The sequence below is a fragment of the Micromonospora lutea genome (assembly GCF_016863535.1).
GTDB classification, from domain to species: Bacteria; Actinomycetota; Actinomycetes; order Mycobacteriales; family Micromonosporaceae; genus Micromonospora; species Micromonospora lutea.
In genome coordinates this window covers 39,577-54,907 of the sequence record NZ_BOPB01000007.1, presented here as the reverse complement: position 1 = coordinate 54,907, position 15,331 = coordinate 39,577, and the positions used below count along the sequence as shown (strand labels likewise).

Here is a 15,331-nt window from a genome sequence, read left to right as displayed (position 1 = left end):
ATGCGGATCAGAAGGACCGCCACCACGCTGCTCGTGGCGCTCGCCACGTTGATCGCCGCGACGGTCACGGCCACCCCCACCACCGCCAAGCAGGCGGCGACCGGCGCGCCGTACTGCGGGATCACCTGGGGCAGCGGCGACAAGACCGCCGGGGCACTCAGCTCCGCACCACTGATCGACGTACGCACCGGCCGGCACGACTGCTACGACCGGGTCGTGTTCGAGTTCGACGGCCCGGTCACCGGCTACTCCGTCGGGTACGGCGAGACGTACACCGACGGTGAAGGGCTGGCGTTGTCGCCGTACACCGCCGGTGACGCGCTGCTGCGGGTCTCGCTGCGCGCCCCCGCGTACGACGACGAGCATCTCGCGACGGTGCCGTACCGGACCGGCGAGCACGTGGCCAACGTGCTGCGCTACCGGACCCTGCGCGACGTGGTCTTCGGCGGCAGTTTCGAGGGCTACACCACCTTCGCCGTCGGTGTCCGCGCCCGGTTGCCGTTCCGGGCGTTCGTCCTGGCCGGTCCCGGTGACCACAGCCGGATCGTGCTCGACGTGGCGCACCAGTGGCAGGAATGACCGACCGCTGCGGTGGGGGTCCGGCACCGGCCGGCCCCCCACCTCCGCCCGTCACGCCGAGTGACCCACCGACCTCCCGGGACTACCCTGGGTGCATCATGGACGGCCGCGTGCTGGTGGTCGAGGACGACGCCTCCATCCGGGAGGTCACCGCCCTCGGGCTGCGCCGCGCCGGTTTCCGGGTGGAGACCGCAGTCGACGGCCGACAGGCCCTGGCCGCCTGGCGGGCCGGGACGGTCGACCTGATCGTGCTGGACGTCATGCTGCCCGGCCTGGACGGCCTCGAGGTGTGTCGGGAGATCCGGCGCAGCAGCGCGGTGCCGATCCTCATGCTGACCGCCCGCACCGACACCATCGACGTGGTGGTCGGGCTCGAATGCGGTGCCGACGACTACCTGCGCAAGCCGTTCGACCTGCCCGAACTGGTGGCCCGGGTCCGTTCGGTGCTGCGCCGCACGGCGGTGCCGTCCGAGCCCGGTCCGCTGCGGGTCGGCGGCCTGGAGATCGACCCTGGCGCGTTCGTGGCCCGCCGCGACGGTCAGGAGGTACCGCTGACCACGACCGAGTTCCGGCTCCTGCTGGAGCTGGCCCGCCGACCTGGGCAGGTCTTCACCCGCGAGCTGCTGCTCGACCGCGTCTGGAACCACAGCTACCTGGGTGACAGTCGGCTGGTCGACGTGGCGGTGCAGCGGCTGCGCGCCAAGGTCGAGGAGGACCCGGGCAACCCTCGGCTGATCCGCACGGTACGCGGCGCCGGATACAAGCTCGTCGCCGGCTGAGCGGGCGCAGACCATGGGCAGCAGGCCCGCACCGGCGGCGACGATCGGCAGCTCGCCCGCACGGGTCGCGGCGGCGGACCGGCAGACCGTGCGTCCCGGGCGGCTGCGCCGTCGGCTGACCATCGCGTTCGTGCTGGTCGCCGGGATCTCCGCCGGGACGCTCGCCGGTGGGTCGTACCTGCTGCTGCGACAGGCCCGCTACGACGCGTCGCTGCACGCCGCCGCGGCCGACGCGCGGTACCAACTGGTGCTCGCCGGGCAGTTCCTGCCGCTGACCGAGCAGCGCCGCACCGAACTGCTGACCAGTTTCGAGAGCAGCGGCCGGCATGTGGTGCTGGTCGCCGGTGACCTGTGGCCCTCCGACCCGGCGTACGCGCCACCCCTGACTGCGCGGCTGCGGAGCACCGTCGCGGCCGGACAGCTCGGCTATCAGCGCAGTTCCGAGCTGCTCGTGGTGGGGGGCCGGATTCCCGGCTCGACCGCCGAGCTGTACGTGATCACCGGTGAGGGGGACCTCGCCGCCGGGCTGGAGCAGCTCCGCAACGCGCTCGCGGCCGGTTGGGTCCTGGTGGTGCTGCTCGCCGCCACTGTCGGGCACACCCTCGCCCGGCGCACCCTGGAACCGGTGGGGCGGGCCAGCCGGGCCGCGCGGGCCATCACCGAGGGCCTGCTCGCCACCCGGCTGCCGGTGGGTGGACGCGACGAGTTCAGCGCCTGGGCCGCCTCGTTCAACGAGATGGCCGAGGCGTTGGAGGCGAAGATCGCGGCCCTGCACCGCGCGCAGGAACGGGAGCGGCGTTTCACCGCCGACGTGGCGCACGAGCTGCGTACCCCGGTGACCGCCCTGGTCGGCGCGGCCTCGCTGCTGCGCGAGCACCTCGACCAGCTGCCGGGTGACGCCCGGCGCGCCGGTGAGCTGCTGGTCACCGATGTGGTCCGGCTGCGCCGCCTGGTGGAGGACCTGATGGAGATCTCCCGGCTGGACGCCGGGCGGGAGGCGGTCAGCGTGACCGACGTGGACGCGCCGGCCCTGTTGCGCGCGATCGTCGCCGCGCGCGGCTGGCCGGACCGGGTGACGATCGACGGCGGCCCGCTGCGGTTGCGCACCGACGCGCGCCGACTGGAACGGGTGCTGGGCAACCTGATCGCCAACGCCGTGCAACACGGTGCCGGCGAGATCCGCGTACGGGCCCACCGGACAGATGATCGGGTGCTCTTCGACGTCGACGACCAGGGGCCCGGCATCCCGGCCGAGCACCTGCCGCGCCTGTTCGACCGGTTCCACAAGGTCGATCCATCGCGCTCGGGTGGCGGTAGCGGACTCGGTCTGGCCATCGCCCGGGAGAACGCCCGGCTGCTCGACGGCCGGTTGACCGTGCACAGTGCCCCCGACGCCGGCACCCGATTCCGCCTGGACCTGCCCGCCGAGACGCCACCCGACGCCGAGGCGGACGACACATCAGACGACGCCGGGCCGGAGCGCTCGGACCCACCGTCCGGCGGTGCCGGATGATCCGCCGACGCGTCGCCATGCTGAGCGCCCTGCTGCTCCTGGTGGCCGGGTGCGCGCCGTCGCGGTCCGGTTCACTCGGCCCGGCACCCACGGCTGTCACGTCGAGCCCGCCGGGCCCCACCAGCGCCGCCCCACCGACGACCACCGCGCCGCCCACCACCATCGCGCCGTCGCCCACCGACGCCCCCGCCCCGACCACGCCGGGCATCGGCACCACCGGCACCAGCCGGCCCGCCACCCTCACCCTGCACCTGTGGTACGTCCGCGACGGGCGACTCGCACCGACCCGACGCACCCGACCTGCCACGGTGGCCACGTCGCGGCTCGCCCTGGACGAACTGGCCGCCGGACCGACCACCGCCGAGTCCGCCACCGGTCTGGTCACCCTGCTGCCTGACGGCGCACAGGTGAGCCGGATCGTCGCCGGTGTCGCCACGGTCCGGCTGGCCGCCGCGCCCGATCCGGCCACCGGCCGGTTACGGGAGGCGCAGGTGGTCTACACGCTCACCCAGTTCCCCACCGTCCGGCAGGTCGCCTTCGGCACCGCCGCGCCGGCCGACCGCAGCGACTACGCCGACCTGCTGCCCCCGATCGTGGTGACCGCTCCGACCATCGGTGACCGGGTGACCAGCCCGGTCACCGTGACCGGCACCGCGAACGTGTTCGAGGCGACCGTCAACGTCCGCGTGCTCGACGCCACCGGCCGGCAGCTCGCCACCGGCTTCACCACCGCCACCTGCGGCACCGGCTGCCGGGGCAGCTACCGGGCCACCGTGCGATACCGGCTGGTCCGCGAGCAGCCCGGCACGATCGAGGTGTACGAGGTGTCCGCCGCCGACGGCTCCCGCACGAAGACCGTCGCCGTACCGGTGACGCTGGCCGCCACCGGGTAGACCACCGTTCCCTACCGGCGACGGTTTCCCGGCGTGGCGTGGCGGTGATCCGCCGGCGTGCGCCCATGTCGGGCGGCGGCGCCTCCGTGGCCGTACGCTCGGACTGTTCGGCCTGACGGCGGCGAGTGTCGCCAACCGGCGCGACAACGACGAGCTCCACCAAACGAGGCCGATAGTGACATCGCGGGAGATCTGGAGCATCGGGCACTGGACGTGCCCGGAGCCGGCGTTTCTGAAGCCGCTGCACGAGTACGACATCAGTCTGCTCGCCGACGTTCGCGCGCATCCCGGGTCGCGACGCAACCCGCAGTTCAGCCGCGACGCGCTGCCGCACTGGCTGGAGCGGGCCGGCATCGACTACGTGCACCTGCCCGAGCTGGGCGGCCGACGCCGCAAACAGGACGTGGATCCGCAGGTCAACGCCGGCTGGCGGCAACCCAGCTTCAAGAACTACGCCGACTACACCCTGACGCCCCAGTATCAGGAGGGCATCAGGCGACTGGCCGACCTCGCCACGGAGCACCGCACCGCCATCATGTGCGGCGAGCCGATGCCGTGGCGCTGCCACCGGCTGCTGATCGCCAGCACGCTCACCGCTGACGGCTGGACGGTGTGGCACCTGATCGGCAACGCCACGCCACGGCGGCACGAACTCGGCAGGTGGGGTGCGACACCGTCGATCGGCACCGACGGGCAGGTGACCTACCCGCCCTCGGCGGGGTCCACTGCATGAACGAGCACACTGCCCGACACGAACGCGCCGTCCTCTGGTCGCTGGTCCACGCGGAACGGGCGGCGCTGGCCGACGACCTCGCTGGCCTGACCGCCGACCGGTGGACCACACCGTCGCTGTGTACGGGCCTGACGGTGCGTGAGGTCCTCGCCCATCTCACCGCGGCGGCGAGTCTCACCCCCAGGCGTTGGATGCTGGGCGTGATCCGGTGCCGGTTCGACTTCGACCGGCAGGTGCTCATGCGACTCAGGGAACAACTGGGCGACACCCCCGACGACACCCTGGACCGGTTCCGCCAGATCATCACCAGCACCACCAAGCCGCCCCTGCCGGTGCTGGCGATGCTCGGCGAGCAGGTCGTGCACGGCGAGGACATCCGCCGCCCTCTGGGGTTGGAGCACGCGTACCCGATCGAGACCGTCACCCGGGTCGCCGAGTACTTCGCCGGCTCCGACCTCACCGTACCGGCCAAGGGCCGGATCGGTGGGTTGCGCCTGGCGGCGACGGACGGGCCCTTCACCACCGGCGCCGGGCCGCTGGTGTCCGGCTCCACGCTCGCCCTGACGATGGCGATGACCGGACGTCGGGCCTACTGCGCCGACCTGACCGGCGACGGTGTGCCGCTTCTGCTCAGCCGGTGCGCGACGACGTGACGGACGCCGGGACCGGCCAGATCAGCGGTTCTGGCGTTCGATGCCGCGACGGACGAGGTCACGGATGCCGGGCAGGGTGACCGCGCGGATCGTGACCTCGTTCAGCCAGACGTGCAGGCGACTCGGTGGCGCGTACTGGTTCATGCCCCGTCGGGCGAGCGCCTGCCGCTCCCCGATGCGACGACGACTCGTAGCGTCACCGACGTGACCGTGGAGGTGCCGTTCCGTTCCCTCGCCGTGGATCTGTCGGACGTCCGTTACTACAACGGCCCGGATCCCCACCAGGGACGAGGGACACCATGGCGCCGGCCCATGTGGGTCTACCCGGACGGCCTCGACCGGAGGTCGGGTGTCACCGCCAGCAGCAGCGCCGACCCGGCCGCGAAGACGGCCGCGCCGAGGTAGACCGAGCCGGGTGACGCGTACGTCAGCGACCAGCCGAACGCCGCTGCGGCCGTGACCGGCACGACGGTCTCCGCGATCGCGCCGATGCTCGTCAACGCGCCCTGTACGGTGCCCTGCTCATCGGCCCGGACGGTGCGGGAGATCCACGACTGCGCGGCGGCACTGGCGACCGAACCGAGCACGCCGACCGCGCACAGAAGATAGAGCAGCCACGGCACGGACACGAACGCCGTCGCGGCGAGCGAGGTGAAGCCGAGGAGGCTGCCGGCGACCGCGGCGCGCTTGTCACCGAGGCGCCGCACCACCGGTCCGACGGCTCGGGCCTGGTAAACCGCTCCGGCGAGCGCGGAGGCGGCCAGCACGACGCCGATCTGGATGGTGCTGAAGGTGAACGTGTGGGTGAGGAAGAACGTCCAGGTCGACTGGTGGGTCATCCGGGCGACGTCGGCGCAGAAGCGGGCACCGGCGAGGCGGCCGAGCACCGGCCGGCGCAGGACGGTGGCGATGGCACCGACCGGGTTCGCCAGCCGCAGGGTCAACGGGGTGCTCGGGTCGCCGCATCGCGACTCCGGCAGGACGAACCAGCCGTACGCGACGTTGGCGAAGCACAACACGGCGGCGGCGACGAACGGCAGGCGTACGTCGACAGCGCCGAGCAGGCCGCCGAGGACCGGGCCGGCGACGAAGCCGAGCCCGAAGGCGGCACCGATCAACCCGTACGCCTGGGCCCGCGAACCAGGTTCCGTGACGTCGGCGATATAGGCGTTGACCACGGTGTACGTTCCCGCGCACGCACCGGCGGCGGCATGGAACACCAACAGGGTCCACGGGCTGGGCGACGCCGCGTGGGCCAGCCAGTCGACGCCGAGGCAGGTCAACGACGCGAGCAGAACCGGACGGCGGCCGTAGCGGTCGGACAACCGCCCGAGCAGTGGTGAGACCACGAACTGCAGCAGGCCGTAGACCGAGCCGAGCAGGCCGGACCAGAAGACAGCGGCGGCGGCGTCCTCGGTGACCGATGTCATCAGCGCCGGCATGATCGGCACGATCAGGCCGAGCCCGAGCATGTCCAGGAAGACGGTGCCGAGGAGGAAGGTGACGGCGGGTCGGCGGCGCATTGCGGCTCCTGAGTGTCGAGAGGGCAGGGCCCCCCTCGCGACTCACGGTCCGCCGAAGGTACGGAGGATCAGAATATGTACGCCGTCAAACGGTTTTTCGCCGTCGTCCGCTCTGGTCGACGGCGCTGGCCCTCCCGGGGCGTCATCGGTGGGCGGCCGGCCTGCGGTGACCGATGATGGGTCCGTGGCCCAGCAGAAGTCGGTGGTACGCCGGAGGAACCTTCCCATGTCGAGCGCGGAGGGCGCGTGGCATGCGCTGGTCCTCGACGTCGAACAGCCGGCTCGGCCCGCCCTGCGGGTGGAGGCAGCCGGCCGCGGCCTGCTCGTGCTGCGGCACGGCACCGAGATCGTGCTCCTGGCCAGCGTGGCTGATGACCGCTTCGGCGTCGCGTACGCCACAACCGGGCAGCACCGCCCGCCGGTCGCGCCGATCCGCGCGGCCCAGGCGGCGGCCTTCGGCACCGCCGACGCGGGCGGCGTCTGGCGGGGGCGGTGGGCGCACCACTTCGCTGCCGCGCTGTCCGGAACCGCTGACGGGCCGTTACACGCGGGTCGCTGGGTGATCGGCGGCGACGTCGCCCGCCCGGACGGCGACGCGGCGCGGCACCGGACCCCGGTCCTGTTGCCGCACGACCGGGGCTGGGGCGACTGGTTCAGCGGAGACCGGCGCCGGCAGATCCTGCCGCTGCGCCCGCTGGCCAACCCTGAGGCCGGGCGGGTCAGGGCCTACCGGAAGCAGTTCCGGGAGGGCATGCTCCCCCCTGTGCTGCTCTGGTGGATCAGTGGTCTCGACTGCCCTGTCGTGCTGGACGGTCACGATCGACTCGTTGCCGCTGTCGCCGAGGACGGCCTGCCGCCGGTGCTCATGCTCTCCCTCGTGGACCAGCACCAGGTCGACGTCGACACGGACACCACCGTGCGCCGCTACGCGACGACCGCTCAGACCGTACGGCACCAGGTGTCCGCCGGTACGCCCGGCGCGGCGGAGGCCCTCGCCGCCGTGCACCGCCGCCTCGCCCGCGACCTACGCGGTGTCGAAACCGGTTACGGCACCACCCGTGCCTGGCCGTTGCGGGGCGGCCCGGCGACGTGGCACCGCCTCGCCGAGGCACATGTGCCGGACTGGCACACGGAGATCAGCGCGGCCGACGGGGCGTAGGGTCGACGCCCGCCCCCCGACGGGCGTCGACCGTCGCTCAACCCTTCACACAGATCACCTGCTTGAGGTGGGCGACCACCTCGACCAGGTCATCCTGCTGCGCCATCACCTCGGTGATGTCCTTGTACGCGCCGGGGATCTCGTCGAGAACTCCGGCGTCCTTGCGGCACTCCACACCCGACGTCTGCGCCGCCAGGTCCGCGGTGCTGTACGTGCGCTTCGCCTGCGCCCGGGACATGCGCCGGCCCGCACCGTGCGAGGCCGAACGGTAGCTCCAGTCGTTGCCCGAGCCGCGGACGATGTACGAACCGGTGCCCATCGAACCGGGGATGATTCCCAGGTCACCGAGGCCGGCCCGGATAGCGCCCTTCCGGGTCACCAACACGTCCACCCCCTCGTAAATCTCCTCCGCCACGTAGTTGTGGTGGCAACTGATCAACCAGACCCGCCCGGCGTCGACGCCACCGGACTCCAGGCAGACCTCGATGAAGTGGTTGCCGCCGCCGAGGGTGCCCAACTGCCGCCGGGCCCGCGTTTCCAGCTGCGCCACCCGCCGATCGAGATCGGCGAAGCGCCGCCAGAAGTCGCCCCAGCCACGCTGGTCCAGCCCTCGGACCCGGCGCGGGTCGACCGGCTCGTCACGCTGGGCGAAGCCGACCGGGATGGCGTCCTCGACCGCCCGGCGCAGCCCGGCCAGGTCGTCGGGCAGGTCGGCGGCGGTCAGCGAGGTACGCACCGCCGACATGCCGCAGCCGATGTCGACCCCGACGGCGGCCGGCGAGACCGCCTGCCGCATCGCGATGACCGAGCCGACGGTGGCGCCCTTGCCGAAGTGCACGTCCGGCATGACCGCGACGCCCTGCACCCAGGGCAGCGCGCCGATGTTGCGCAGTTGCCGCGCCGCCTGCGGCTCGATGGCGTACGGGTCGGTCCAGACCCGTACCGGCGCTCGCGTCCCCGCGAGCAGGCTGAAGCCCATGGTGTTTCTCCTGATTGCACGGTGAAACCCCGCCAGACGACGCGGGGTGCTGAGAACACGAGGGCCGCCCCGGCCCGTGGCGGGTGGGGCGGCCCTCGGCGTCGGTCGACGCGCTGGCTAGCTGCGTCCGTCCGTTCGCCGGGGCGATGTGATCAGGCCGGCTGATGCGCCGGTGGGCACGAGCACGCCGGTCGGCCAGCAGTGGTTCCGTTGCCGCACGGCGTGCCTCCTTCCGGTGCCCGTCTTGATCAGATGCCGAGAAGACTACGAACGACCTGGGTCGCCCGCAATGGATATTGCACGGCCCTCAGGCCCTGGCCTCGTCCCGCTCACCGGCGAGCCGGTCCAGGTGGGCGGCGAGTTCGTCGGTGAGCAGCAGATCGGTGCGGATCTCCTCGTGCGGGTATCCGGCCCGGCCGATCATGTGCGCGGCCACCGGGGCGGTGGCCAGTTGGAAGACGCCAACCAGCACCAGCGTGGTGATGTCCACGCCGGTACGCAGCCGCACCCCGCAGCCGACCAGCACCAGCAGCAGCCCGAGGACCTGCGGCTTGGCTGCGGCGTGCATCCGGGTGAGCAGGTCGGGAAAGCGCACCAGGGCCACCCCGGCGGCGAGGCTGAGCAGCGCGCCGCTGATCAGGCAGACGGCGGCGACGATGTCGAGGACGGCGTCGAGGGTCATTCGCTCTTCCTCCGCGTGGCGAAACGGGCGATGCTGACCGACCCGACGAACCCGAGGACCGCGAGCACGACCAGCACCGGCAGGGCGGTGGCGTCGCGGCTGTAGGCGGCCTCGGTGGCGATCGCGGCGACGATGATGGCCAGCAGCACATCGGTGGCCACGGCTCGGTCCAGGATCGACGGGCCACGGATGACGCGGGTCAGGGTCAGCCCGCCGGCCACCGCTAGCAACGCGGTCACGGTCACGGCGACGGTGGTCATGTCGGTTCCCCTTCCAGGTCGGCCGGCGGGTTCGGGTACCCGATCGTGCGGACGCGGCGTAGCTCGTCGGGTGAGCCGATGGCCTCGACGATGCGCGCTTCCAGGTCGTACACCCCGCGCCGGAACTGTTCGACCTCGTCCCGGCTGTTCACGCCGATGACGTGGACGAAGAGAGTGCCGGTGGCGCGGTCGGCCTCCAGGATCAGGCTGCCCGGCACCAGGGTCAGCGCCTCGGCGGTGAGGGTGAGGTTGAGGTCCGTGTTCACCCGCATCGGGACCGCGATGATCGCACTGCGCGGGACGTGCCTCGGCCGCAGGGCCAGCCAGGCGACCTGTACGGAGGCGACCACCAGGTCGCTCAGGAAGCGCCGCCAGAAACGCAGCATCCCGATCGGGTGGATACGGCCGGCGAACGTCACCGGCGGCAGCGGGAAGACCGCGAGAAGGATCGCGGCCACCACCAGTCCGAAGATCACGTTGGCCCAGGAGAGCGTGCCCCAGAGCAGCACCCACACCGTCACCAGGCCGACCATCGCGGTGATCTGGTTGCGCTGCCGGGCCGATCGGGTCAGTGGCGGGTTCGGCGGCTCGGTCGGCGGGGCGGGGGTCATCTGGTCGGGGTTCACGGCGTACCCCCTGGGAAGACGGCGTCGACATACGGTGTCCGGCGCAGCAGGTCGTCGGCCGCGTCGGTGCTGAGCTCGAAGAGTGGACCGGCGACCACGGTCAGCACCAGGCCGAAGACCACCAGCGCCACGGTCGGCGCGATCATCAACTTGGGCAGCACCGCGCCGGAGTGCCCGTTGGGAAGCGGCTGCTGCGGCTGCACCGCGCCCTCGACGCGGGCCGCCTGGGCCGCCTCATCGGAGTCGGGCATCTCCGGGTGCGGAGCCCGCCAGAATGCCAGGTTCCACACCCGGGCCACCGCGTACAGGGTGAGCAGGCTGGTGAGCAGCCCACCGGCGACCAGGATCCAGGCCAACACCCCGCCGTCGTCGATCCCGGCCTGGACCAGGCCGAGCTTGCCGAGGAATCCGGAGAACGGCGGGATGCCGGCAAGGTTCAGCGCGGGCACGAAGAACAGGATGGCCAGCAGCGGCGACAGTCTCGCCAGACCGCCGAGGCGATCCATGGTGGTGCTGCCGCCGCGACGTTCGACCAGGCCGGCGGCGAGGAAGAGGGTGGTCTGGATGGTGATGTGGTGCACCACGTAGAAGATCGCGGCGGACAGCCCGAGCGCCGAGGTCAACCCGACCCCGAAGAGCATGTAGCCGATGTGGCTTATCAGGGTGAACGACAGCAACCGCTTGATGTCCGACTGGGCGACCGCGCCGAGGATGCCGACCACCATGGTCAGCACCGCCGTCACCAGCAGCAGGGTGGCGGTGCGCCCGCCGGGGAAGAGCAGCGTCTCGGTCCGGATGATCGCGTACACGCCGACTTTGGTGAGCAGGCCGGCGAAGACGGCGGTGACCGGGGCCGGGGCGGTCGGGTAGCTGTCCGGTAGCCAGGCCGACAGCGGGAAGACCGCCGCTTTGATGCCGAAGGCCAGCAGCAGCATGCCCTGCAACAGCAGCCGCAGGTCGTCCGGCAGGGCGTCCAGCCGGTCGACGAGCTGGGCCAGGTTGAGCGTACCGGTCGAGGCGTACACCAGGCCGATCGCGACCAGGAAGATCACCGAGGAGAGCAGGCTCACCACGACGTAGGTGGTGCCGGCCCGGATGCGCGTCTCGGTGCTGCCCAGGGTGAGCAGCACGTAGCTGGCGACCAGCAGGATCTCGAAGCCGACGTAGAGGTTGAACAGGTCACCGGAGAGGAAGGCGTTGCACACGCCGGCGGTCAGCACCAGGTAGGTGGGGTGGTAGACCGACAGCGGCGTCTCCTCGTTGCCGTCGGCCATACCCTGCCCGATGGAGTACACCAGCACGCAGAGGGTCACCGCGGCGGAGACCACCAGCATCAGCGCGGCGAGCTGGTCGGCCACCAGCACGATGCCCAGCGGGGCGGCCCAGCCGCCGACCTCCACCACCAGCGGCCCATCCACGCTGGACTTCACCAGCAGCGCGGCGGCCACCCCGACGGTGGCGGTGAGCACGGTCAGGCTCACCCACCGCTGGGCGCGCGGGCGCCCGAGCAGCAGCAGCGTCAGGGCCGCGCCGAGCAGTGGCATCACCACCGGCAGGGGAACGAGGTGCGTCATCCGGCCCTCCCCGAGTCCACCGTGCCGGCCAGCGTCCGCTCAGCTCCGGCTTCCGTCTCGTCGTCATCGTCGTCGTCACCGTCGACGTCGTCGTCCGGCACCTCGTCGCGCTCCGCGAGATCCATGATCCGGCGGTCCTCGACGTCGTCCTGCACCTCGTCGTGGCCGTTGAGGTGCCAGCTTCGGTAGGCCAGGGCGAGCAGGAACGCGGTCATGCCGAGAGTGATCACGATGGCGGTGAGGATCATCGCCTGCGGCAACGGATCACTCATCTCCTCCTGCGGCGTGGTGCCGACGATCGGCGGCCCACCGGCGCGCCCACCGGTGAGCAGCAGCAGATTGGCGCCGTTGCCGAGCAGGATGACCCCCATCAGCACCCGGGTGAGGCTGCGTTCCAGCAGCAACGTCACACCGGCCGCGACGAGCACGCCGATCACGATGACGTAGGTGAGGTTCGGTGTCACACCAGCTCCTTTTCCCGTACCTCGTCGTCCTCGGTCTCGTGCTGGCGGTCCATCTCGGCACCGAGACTGCGCAGGATGTCCAGGACCAGGCCGACGACGATCAGGAAGACACCGACGTCGAAGAAGGCCGACGTGACGAAGTGGATGTGCCCCAGCAGAGGCAGGTGGAAGTCGAGCAACGCGCTCTGCAGGAACTCGCCGCCGAGCAGCATCGCCGCCACGCCGGTACCGACGGCCACGAAGAGCCCGGCGCCGAGCACCACACCCGCGTCGACGGGTGCCGCCCCGTTGAGTTCGGTACGCCCGCCAGCCAGATAGCGCACGGCCAGGGCGAGGCCGGCGACCAGGCCGGCGGTGAAGCCACCGCCGGGCGCGTTGTGGCCGCTGAAGAGCAGATAGATGGCGAACAGCATGATGGCGTGGAACAGCAGCCGAGTGATCACCTGGAGGATGACCGACTGCGCGCGGGCGGTGGCGCCGGTGGTCAGCCAGCGGGGTCGGGTCGACTCCGCCCGACCGCCGCCCGGTATGTCACTGCGCCGGTCCAGGTCACGGGCGTGACGGAAGATCAGGCTGGCCACGCCGGTGGCGGCCACCACCAGCACCGCGATCTCGCCCATGGTGTCCCAGGCCCGGATGTCCACCAGGGTCACGTTGACCACGTTCTTGCCGCCGCCGTACGACACGGCCCCGTCGGGGAAGTCGACGGAGATCGGCACGGCCTGCCGGGCGCCGGCGGCGACGTACGCCATGCCGGCGGTGACCGTGCCGACCGCGACCCCGAGGGCGACGCGGCCGCGCCGGCTGGACCGGATCGGTCGTTCCGAGAACTTCGCCGGCAGCCGCCGCAGCACCAGCACGAACATCACGATCGTGACGGTCTCCACCAGGAACTGGGTCAACGCCAGGTCGGGCGCGCCGTGCAGGATGAAGAGCAACGCGATGCCGTATCCGGCGACACCCACCAGAATCATCGCGGTCAGCCGACGCAGCGCGCGGGCGGCCATCACGGCGGCGACCACCACCACGGCTGCGGCGACCCCCTGCAACGGCGTGTCCCAGAGGTGGAACCGCTGCGGCCAGGGACCACCGGCCACCAGCGCGCCACCCGGCAGCAGGACCAGCACCACCAGGATGACGCCGAGGTAGAACGGCAGCGAACCGCGCTGGGTCGCACCGGTCAGCTCCACCGCCACCCGGTCGACCAGCCCGATGCCTTTGCGGTAGACGGCCGCGCCGTCGAACGGCAGTCGCAGGGTGGCCCGTACCCGCTCGCGGCGCATCAGCTGGAACAGCCCGACGCCGCCGGCCACCGCGAGGACCGACAGACCGAGGGCCGGCGTCAGGCCGTGCCAGAGGGCCAGGTGGTAGCCGGGCTCGGCGGAGGGATAGAGGTCGGCGTAGGGGGCGAGCAGGCGATCCACCGCCGGAGCGAGCACACCGACGGTGACGCCGGCAATCGCCAGCACCGCCGCCGGGGCGAGGAAGGACCAGGAGACCGGCCGGGCCTCGGTGGCCGGGATGCCGTCTTTGACGGCGAACGCCCCCCAGAGATACCGCAGGGTGTACGCGACGGTCAGCACCGAGCCGAAGACCACACCGGCCAACACCACCAGATCGGCGGTGCCCCCGTGCAGCAGCGCCTCGAGCGCGGCCTCTTTGGCCACGAACCCGGCCATCGGCGGAAGACCGGCCATCGAGGCGGCGGCGAGTCCCGCCACCACCGCCAGGGCCGGTGACCGACGACCGAGTCCGCTGAGTTCGCGCAGGTCCCGGGTGCCGGTGGCGTGATCGACGATGCCGACGGTGAGGAAGAGGGTGGCTTTGAACAACGCGTGGGCCAGCACCATGGCCACCCCGGCCAGCGCGGCGTCCCGGGTGCCCCCACCGAGGATCACCATCAGCAGGCCGAGTTGGCTGACCGTGCCGTACGCCAGCAGCAGCTTGAGGTCGACCTGACGCAACGCGGCCCAACCGCCGAGGAACATGGTGATCAGGCCGGTGACCAGCAGCACCGGCCGCCAGGGCGTGACCTCGGCGACCGCCGGTCCGATCAGGGCGACCAGGAACACGCCCGCTTTCACCATCGCCGCGGCGTGCAGGTACGCGCTGACCGGCGTCGGGGCGGCCATCGCGCCCGGCAACCAGAAACTGAACGGGAAGATCGCCGACTTGCTGAGCGCGCCGAGCAGGATCAGCACCACGGCGACGGCGAGGTAGCCACCACCGGGCAGGTTCTCCGCGACCTCCGACCAGCGGTAGCTGCCGGCGTGCTGGCCGAGCATGACGAACCCGGCGAGCATCGCCAGACCGCCCAGCGTCGTCACCAGCAGGGCCTGCATGGCGGCCCGCCGGCCGGCGCGCTTCACCGGGTCGTAGCCGATCAGCAGGTACGAGAAGACGGTGGTCAGTTCCCAGAACACGTACAACAGCAGCAGGTCGTCGGAGATCACCAGGCCGAGCATCGCGCCGGCGAAGGCGACGAAGACGGCGGCGAAGCGACCGAGACCGGCATCGCCGGTGTGGAAGTAGCGGGCGCTGTAGGCCAGCACCAGCGCGCCGACCCCACCGACCAGGACCACCATCAGCCAGGACAGCGTCCCCATCCGCAGGGCGAGTTCCAGCCCGAGTTGCGGCACCCACGGCACCGTCTCGACGACCGGCTCACCGCCGCGTACCCCGCTCGTGTTCGTGAGCGCCCAGACCAGCGTGGCGCCCGGCGCCAGCGCCACCAGGTAGAGAGCGTTGCGTCCCCAGAGCCGCACCAGCCCCGGGGCGATCACAGCTGCCAACGCATGGACCGCCACCAGTGCCAGCACACAGCCTCCCCAGAGATCATCAGACGGTGTAACGACCTTATCCGGTCACAGGCGTTATCCGCATCCGTCGTGATTCTGATCAAACGCGGACGCTT

At 71.7% G+C, this 15,331-nt stretch carries 16 protein-coding genes; 7 read left to right on the top strand and 9 right to left on the bottom strand.

The genetic code is table 11. From position 1 onward, the window contains the following. The 6 genes from Vlu01_RS07015 (at position 1) to Vlu01_RS06990 (ending at position 5,150) form a co-directional block, all read left to right on the top strand. Complete coding sequence (locus tag Vlu01_RS07015) at positions 1-579, top strand: AMIN-like domain-containing (lipo)protein (protein WP_203995636.1); 579 nt, start codon at positions 1-3, stop codon at positions 577-579. A gap of 98 nt (positions 580-677) precedes the next feature. Beyond that, the gene (locus Vlu01_RS07010; RefSeq protein ID WP_203995634.1) at positions 678-1,358 is read left to right on the top strand and encodes a response regulator; all 681 of its coding nucleotides are present in this window, start codon (positions 678-680) and stop codon (positions 1,356-1,358) included. 13 nt (positions 1,359-1,371) lie between these two features. Continuing rightward, the gene (locus tag Vlu01_RS07005) at positions 1,372-2,871 is read left to right on the top strand and encodes an ATP-binding protein (protein WP_203995629.1); all 1,500 of its coding nucleotides are present in this window, start codon (positions 1,372-1,374) and stop codon (positions 2,869-2,871) included. After that, a complete protein-coding gene (locus Vlu01_RS07000) occupies positions 2,868-3,764 on the top strand; it encodes a Gmad2 immunoglobulin-like domain-containing protein (protein WP_203995628.1) in 897 nt (298 codons plus the stop codon). Before Vlu01_RS07005 ends, Vlu01_RS07000 begins: the two co-directional genes overlap by 4 nt. Positions 3,765-3,939: 175 nt before the next feature. Beyond that, a complete protein-coding gene (locus Vlu01_RS06995) occupies positions 3,940-4,497 on the top strand; it encodes a DUF488 domain-containing protein (protein WP_203995622.1) in 558 nt (185 codons plus the stop codon). Next, positions 4,494-5,150 carry a maleylpyruvate isomerase family mycothiol-dependent enzyme gene (locus tag Vlu01_RS06990; RefSeq protein WP_203995621.1) on the top strand — a complete coding sequence of 219 codons (657 nt, stop codon included), beginning with the start codon at positions 4,494-4,496 and terminating at the stop codon, positions 5,148-5,150. The genes Vlu01_RS06995 and Vlu01_RS06990 overlap by 4 nt, the downstream gene beginning before the upstream one ends. A 21-nt stretch (positions 5,151-5,171) precedes the next feature. Here the strand turns inward: Vlu01_RS06990 and Vlu01_RS27775 are convergent, their stop codons facing one another. Together Vlu01_RS27775 and Vlu01_RS06985 are read right to left on the bottom strand one after the other, a co-directional pair. Further along, the gene (locus tag Vlu01_RS27775; protein WP_275409265.1) at positions 5,172-5,294 is read right to left on the bottom strand and encodes a hypothetical protein; all 123 of its coding nucleotides are present in this window, start codon (positions 5,292-5,294) and stop codon (positions 5,172-5,174) included. Between the two features lie 176 nt (positions 5,295-5,470). After that, positions 5,471-6,673 carry an MFS transporter gene (locus Vlu01_RS06985; RefSeq protein ID WP_203995620.1) on the bottom strand — a complete coding sequence of 401 codons (1,203 nt, stop codon included), beginning with the start codon at positions 6,671-6,673 and terminating at the stop codon, positions 5,471-5,473. 226 nt (positions 6,674-6,899) lie between these two features. On the opposite strand from Vlu01_RS06985, the gene Vlu01_RS06980 reads away from it, so the two are divergent. Next, a complete protein-coding gene (locus Vlu01_RS06980) occupies positions 6,900-7,832 on the top strand; it encodes a hypothetical protein (RefSeq protein WP_203995619.1) in 933 nt (310 codons plus the stop codon). Positions 7,833-7,869: 37 nt separating this feature from the next. Here Vlu01_RS06980 and Vlu01_RS06975 read toward each other — a convergent pair whose 3' ends face one another. The 7 genes from Vlu01_RS06975 to Vlu01_RS06945 form a co-directional block, all read right to left on the bottom strand. Beyond that, a complete protein-coding gene (locus Vlu01_RS06975; protein ID WP_203995618.1) occupies positions 7,870-8,811 on the bottom strand; it encodes an RtcB family protein in 942 nt (313 codons plus the stop codon). 307 nt (positions 8,812-9,118) lie between these two features. Further along, positions 9,119-9,493 (bottom strand): monovalent cation/H(+) antiporter subunit G, encoded by a 375-nt coding sequence (gene mnhG, locus Vlu01_RS06970; RefSeq protein ID WP_203995617.1) that lies wholly within the window; start codon positions 9,491-9,493, stop codon positions 9,119-9,121. Continuing rightward, the gene (locus tag Vlu01_RS06965) at positions 9,490-9,753 is read right to left on the bottom strand and encodes an MrpF/PhaF family protein (protein ID WP_203995615.1); all 264 of its coding nucleotides are present in this window, start codon (positions 9,751-9,753) and stop codon (positions 9,490-9,492) included. The genes mnhG and Vlu01_RS06965 overlap by 4 nt, the downstream gene beginning before the upstream one ends. Then, positions 9,750-10,379, bottom strand: a complete 630-nt coding sequence (locus tag Vlu01_RS06960; RefSeq protein WP_239095756.1) for a Na+/H+ antiporter subunit E — start codon at positions 10,377-10,379, stop codon at positions 9,750-9,752. The genes Vlu01_RS06965 and Vlu01_RS06960 overlap by 4 nt, the downstream gene beginning before the upstream one ends. Beyond that, positions 10,376-11,953: a Na+/H+ antiporter subunit D gene (locus Vlu01_RS06955; protein ID WP_203995613.1), complete on the bottom strand. Its 1,578-nt coding sequence runs from the start codon at positions 11,951-11,953 to the stop codon at positions 10,376-10,378. The genes Vlu01_RS06960 and Vlu01_RS06955 overlap by 4 nt, the downstream gene beginning before the upstream one ends. Continuing rightward, on the bottom strand, positions 11,950-12,417 hold the full coding sequence (locus Vlu01_RS06950) for a Na(+)/H(+) antiporter subunit C (RefSeq protein ID WP_203995611.1): 468 nt from the start codon (positions 12,415-12,417) through the stop codon (positions 11,950-11,952). The genes Vlu01_RS06955 and Vlu01_RS06950 overlap by 4 nt, the downstream gene beginning before the upstream one ends. Continuing rightward, positions 12,414-15,236 (bottom strand): Na+/H+ antiporter subunit A, encoded by a 2,823-nt coding sequence (locus Vlu01_RS06945; protein ID WP_203995609.1) that lies wholly within the window; start codon positions 15,234-15,236, stop codon positions 12,414-12,416. The genes Vlu01_RS06950 and Vlu01_RS06945 overlap by 4 nt, the downstream gene beginning before the upstream one ends. Positions 15,237-15,331: the final 95 nt, after the last annotated feature.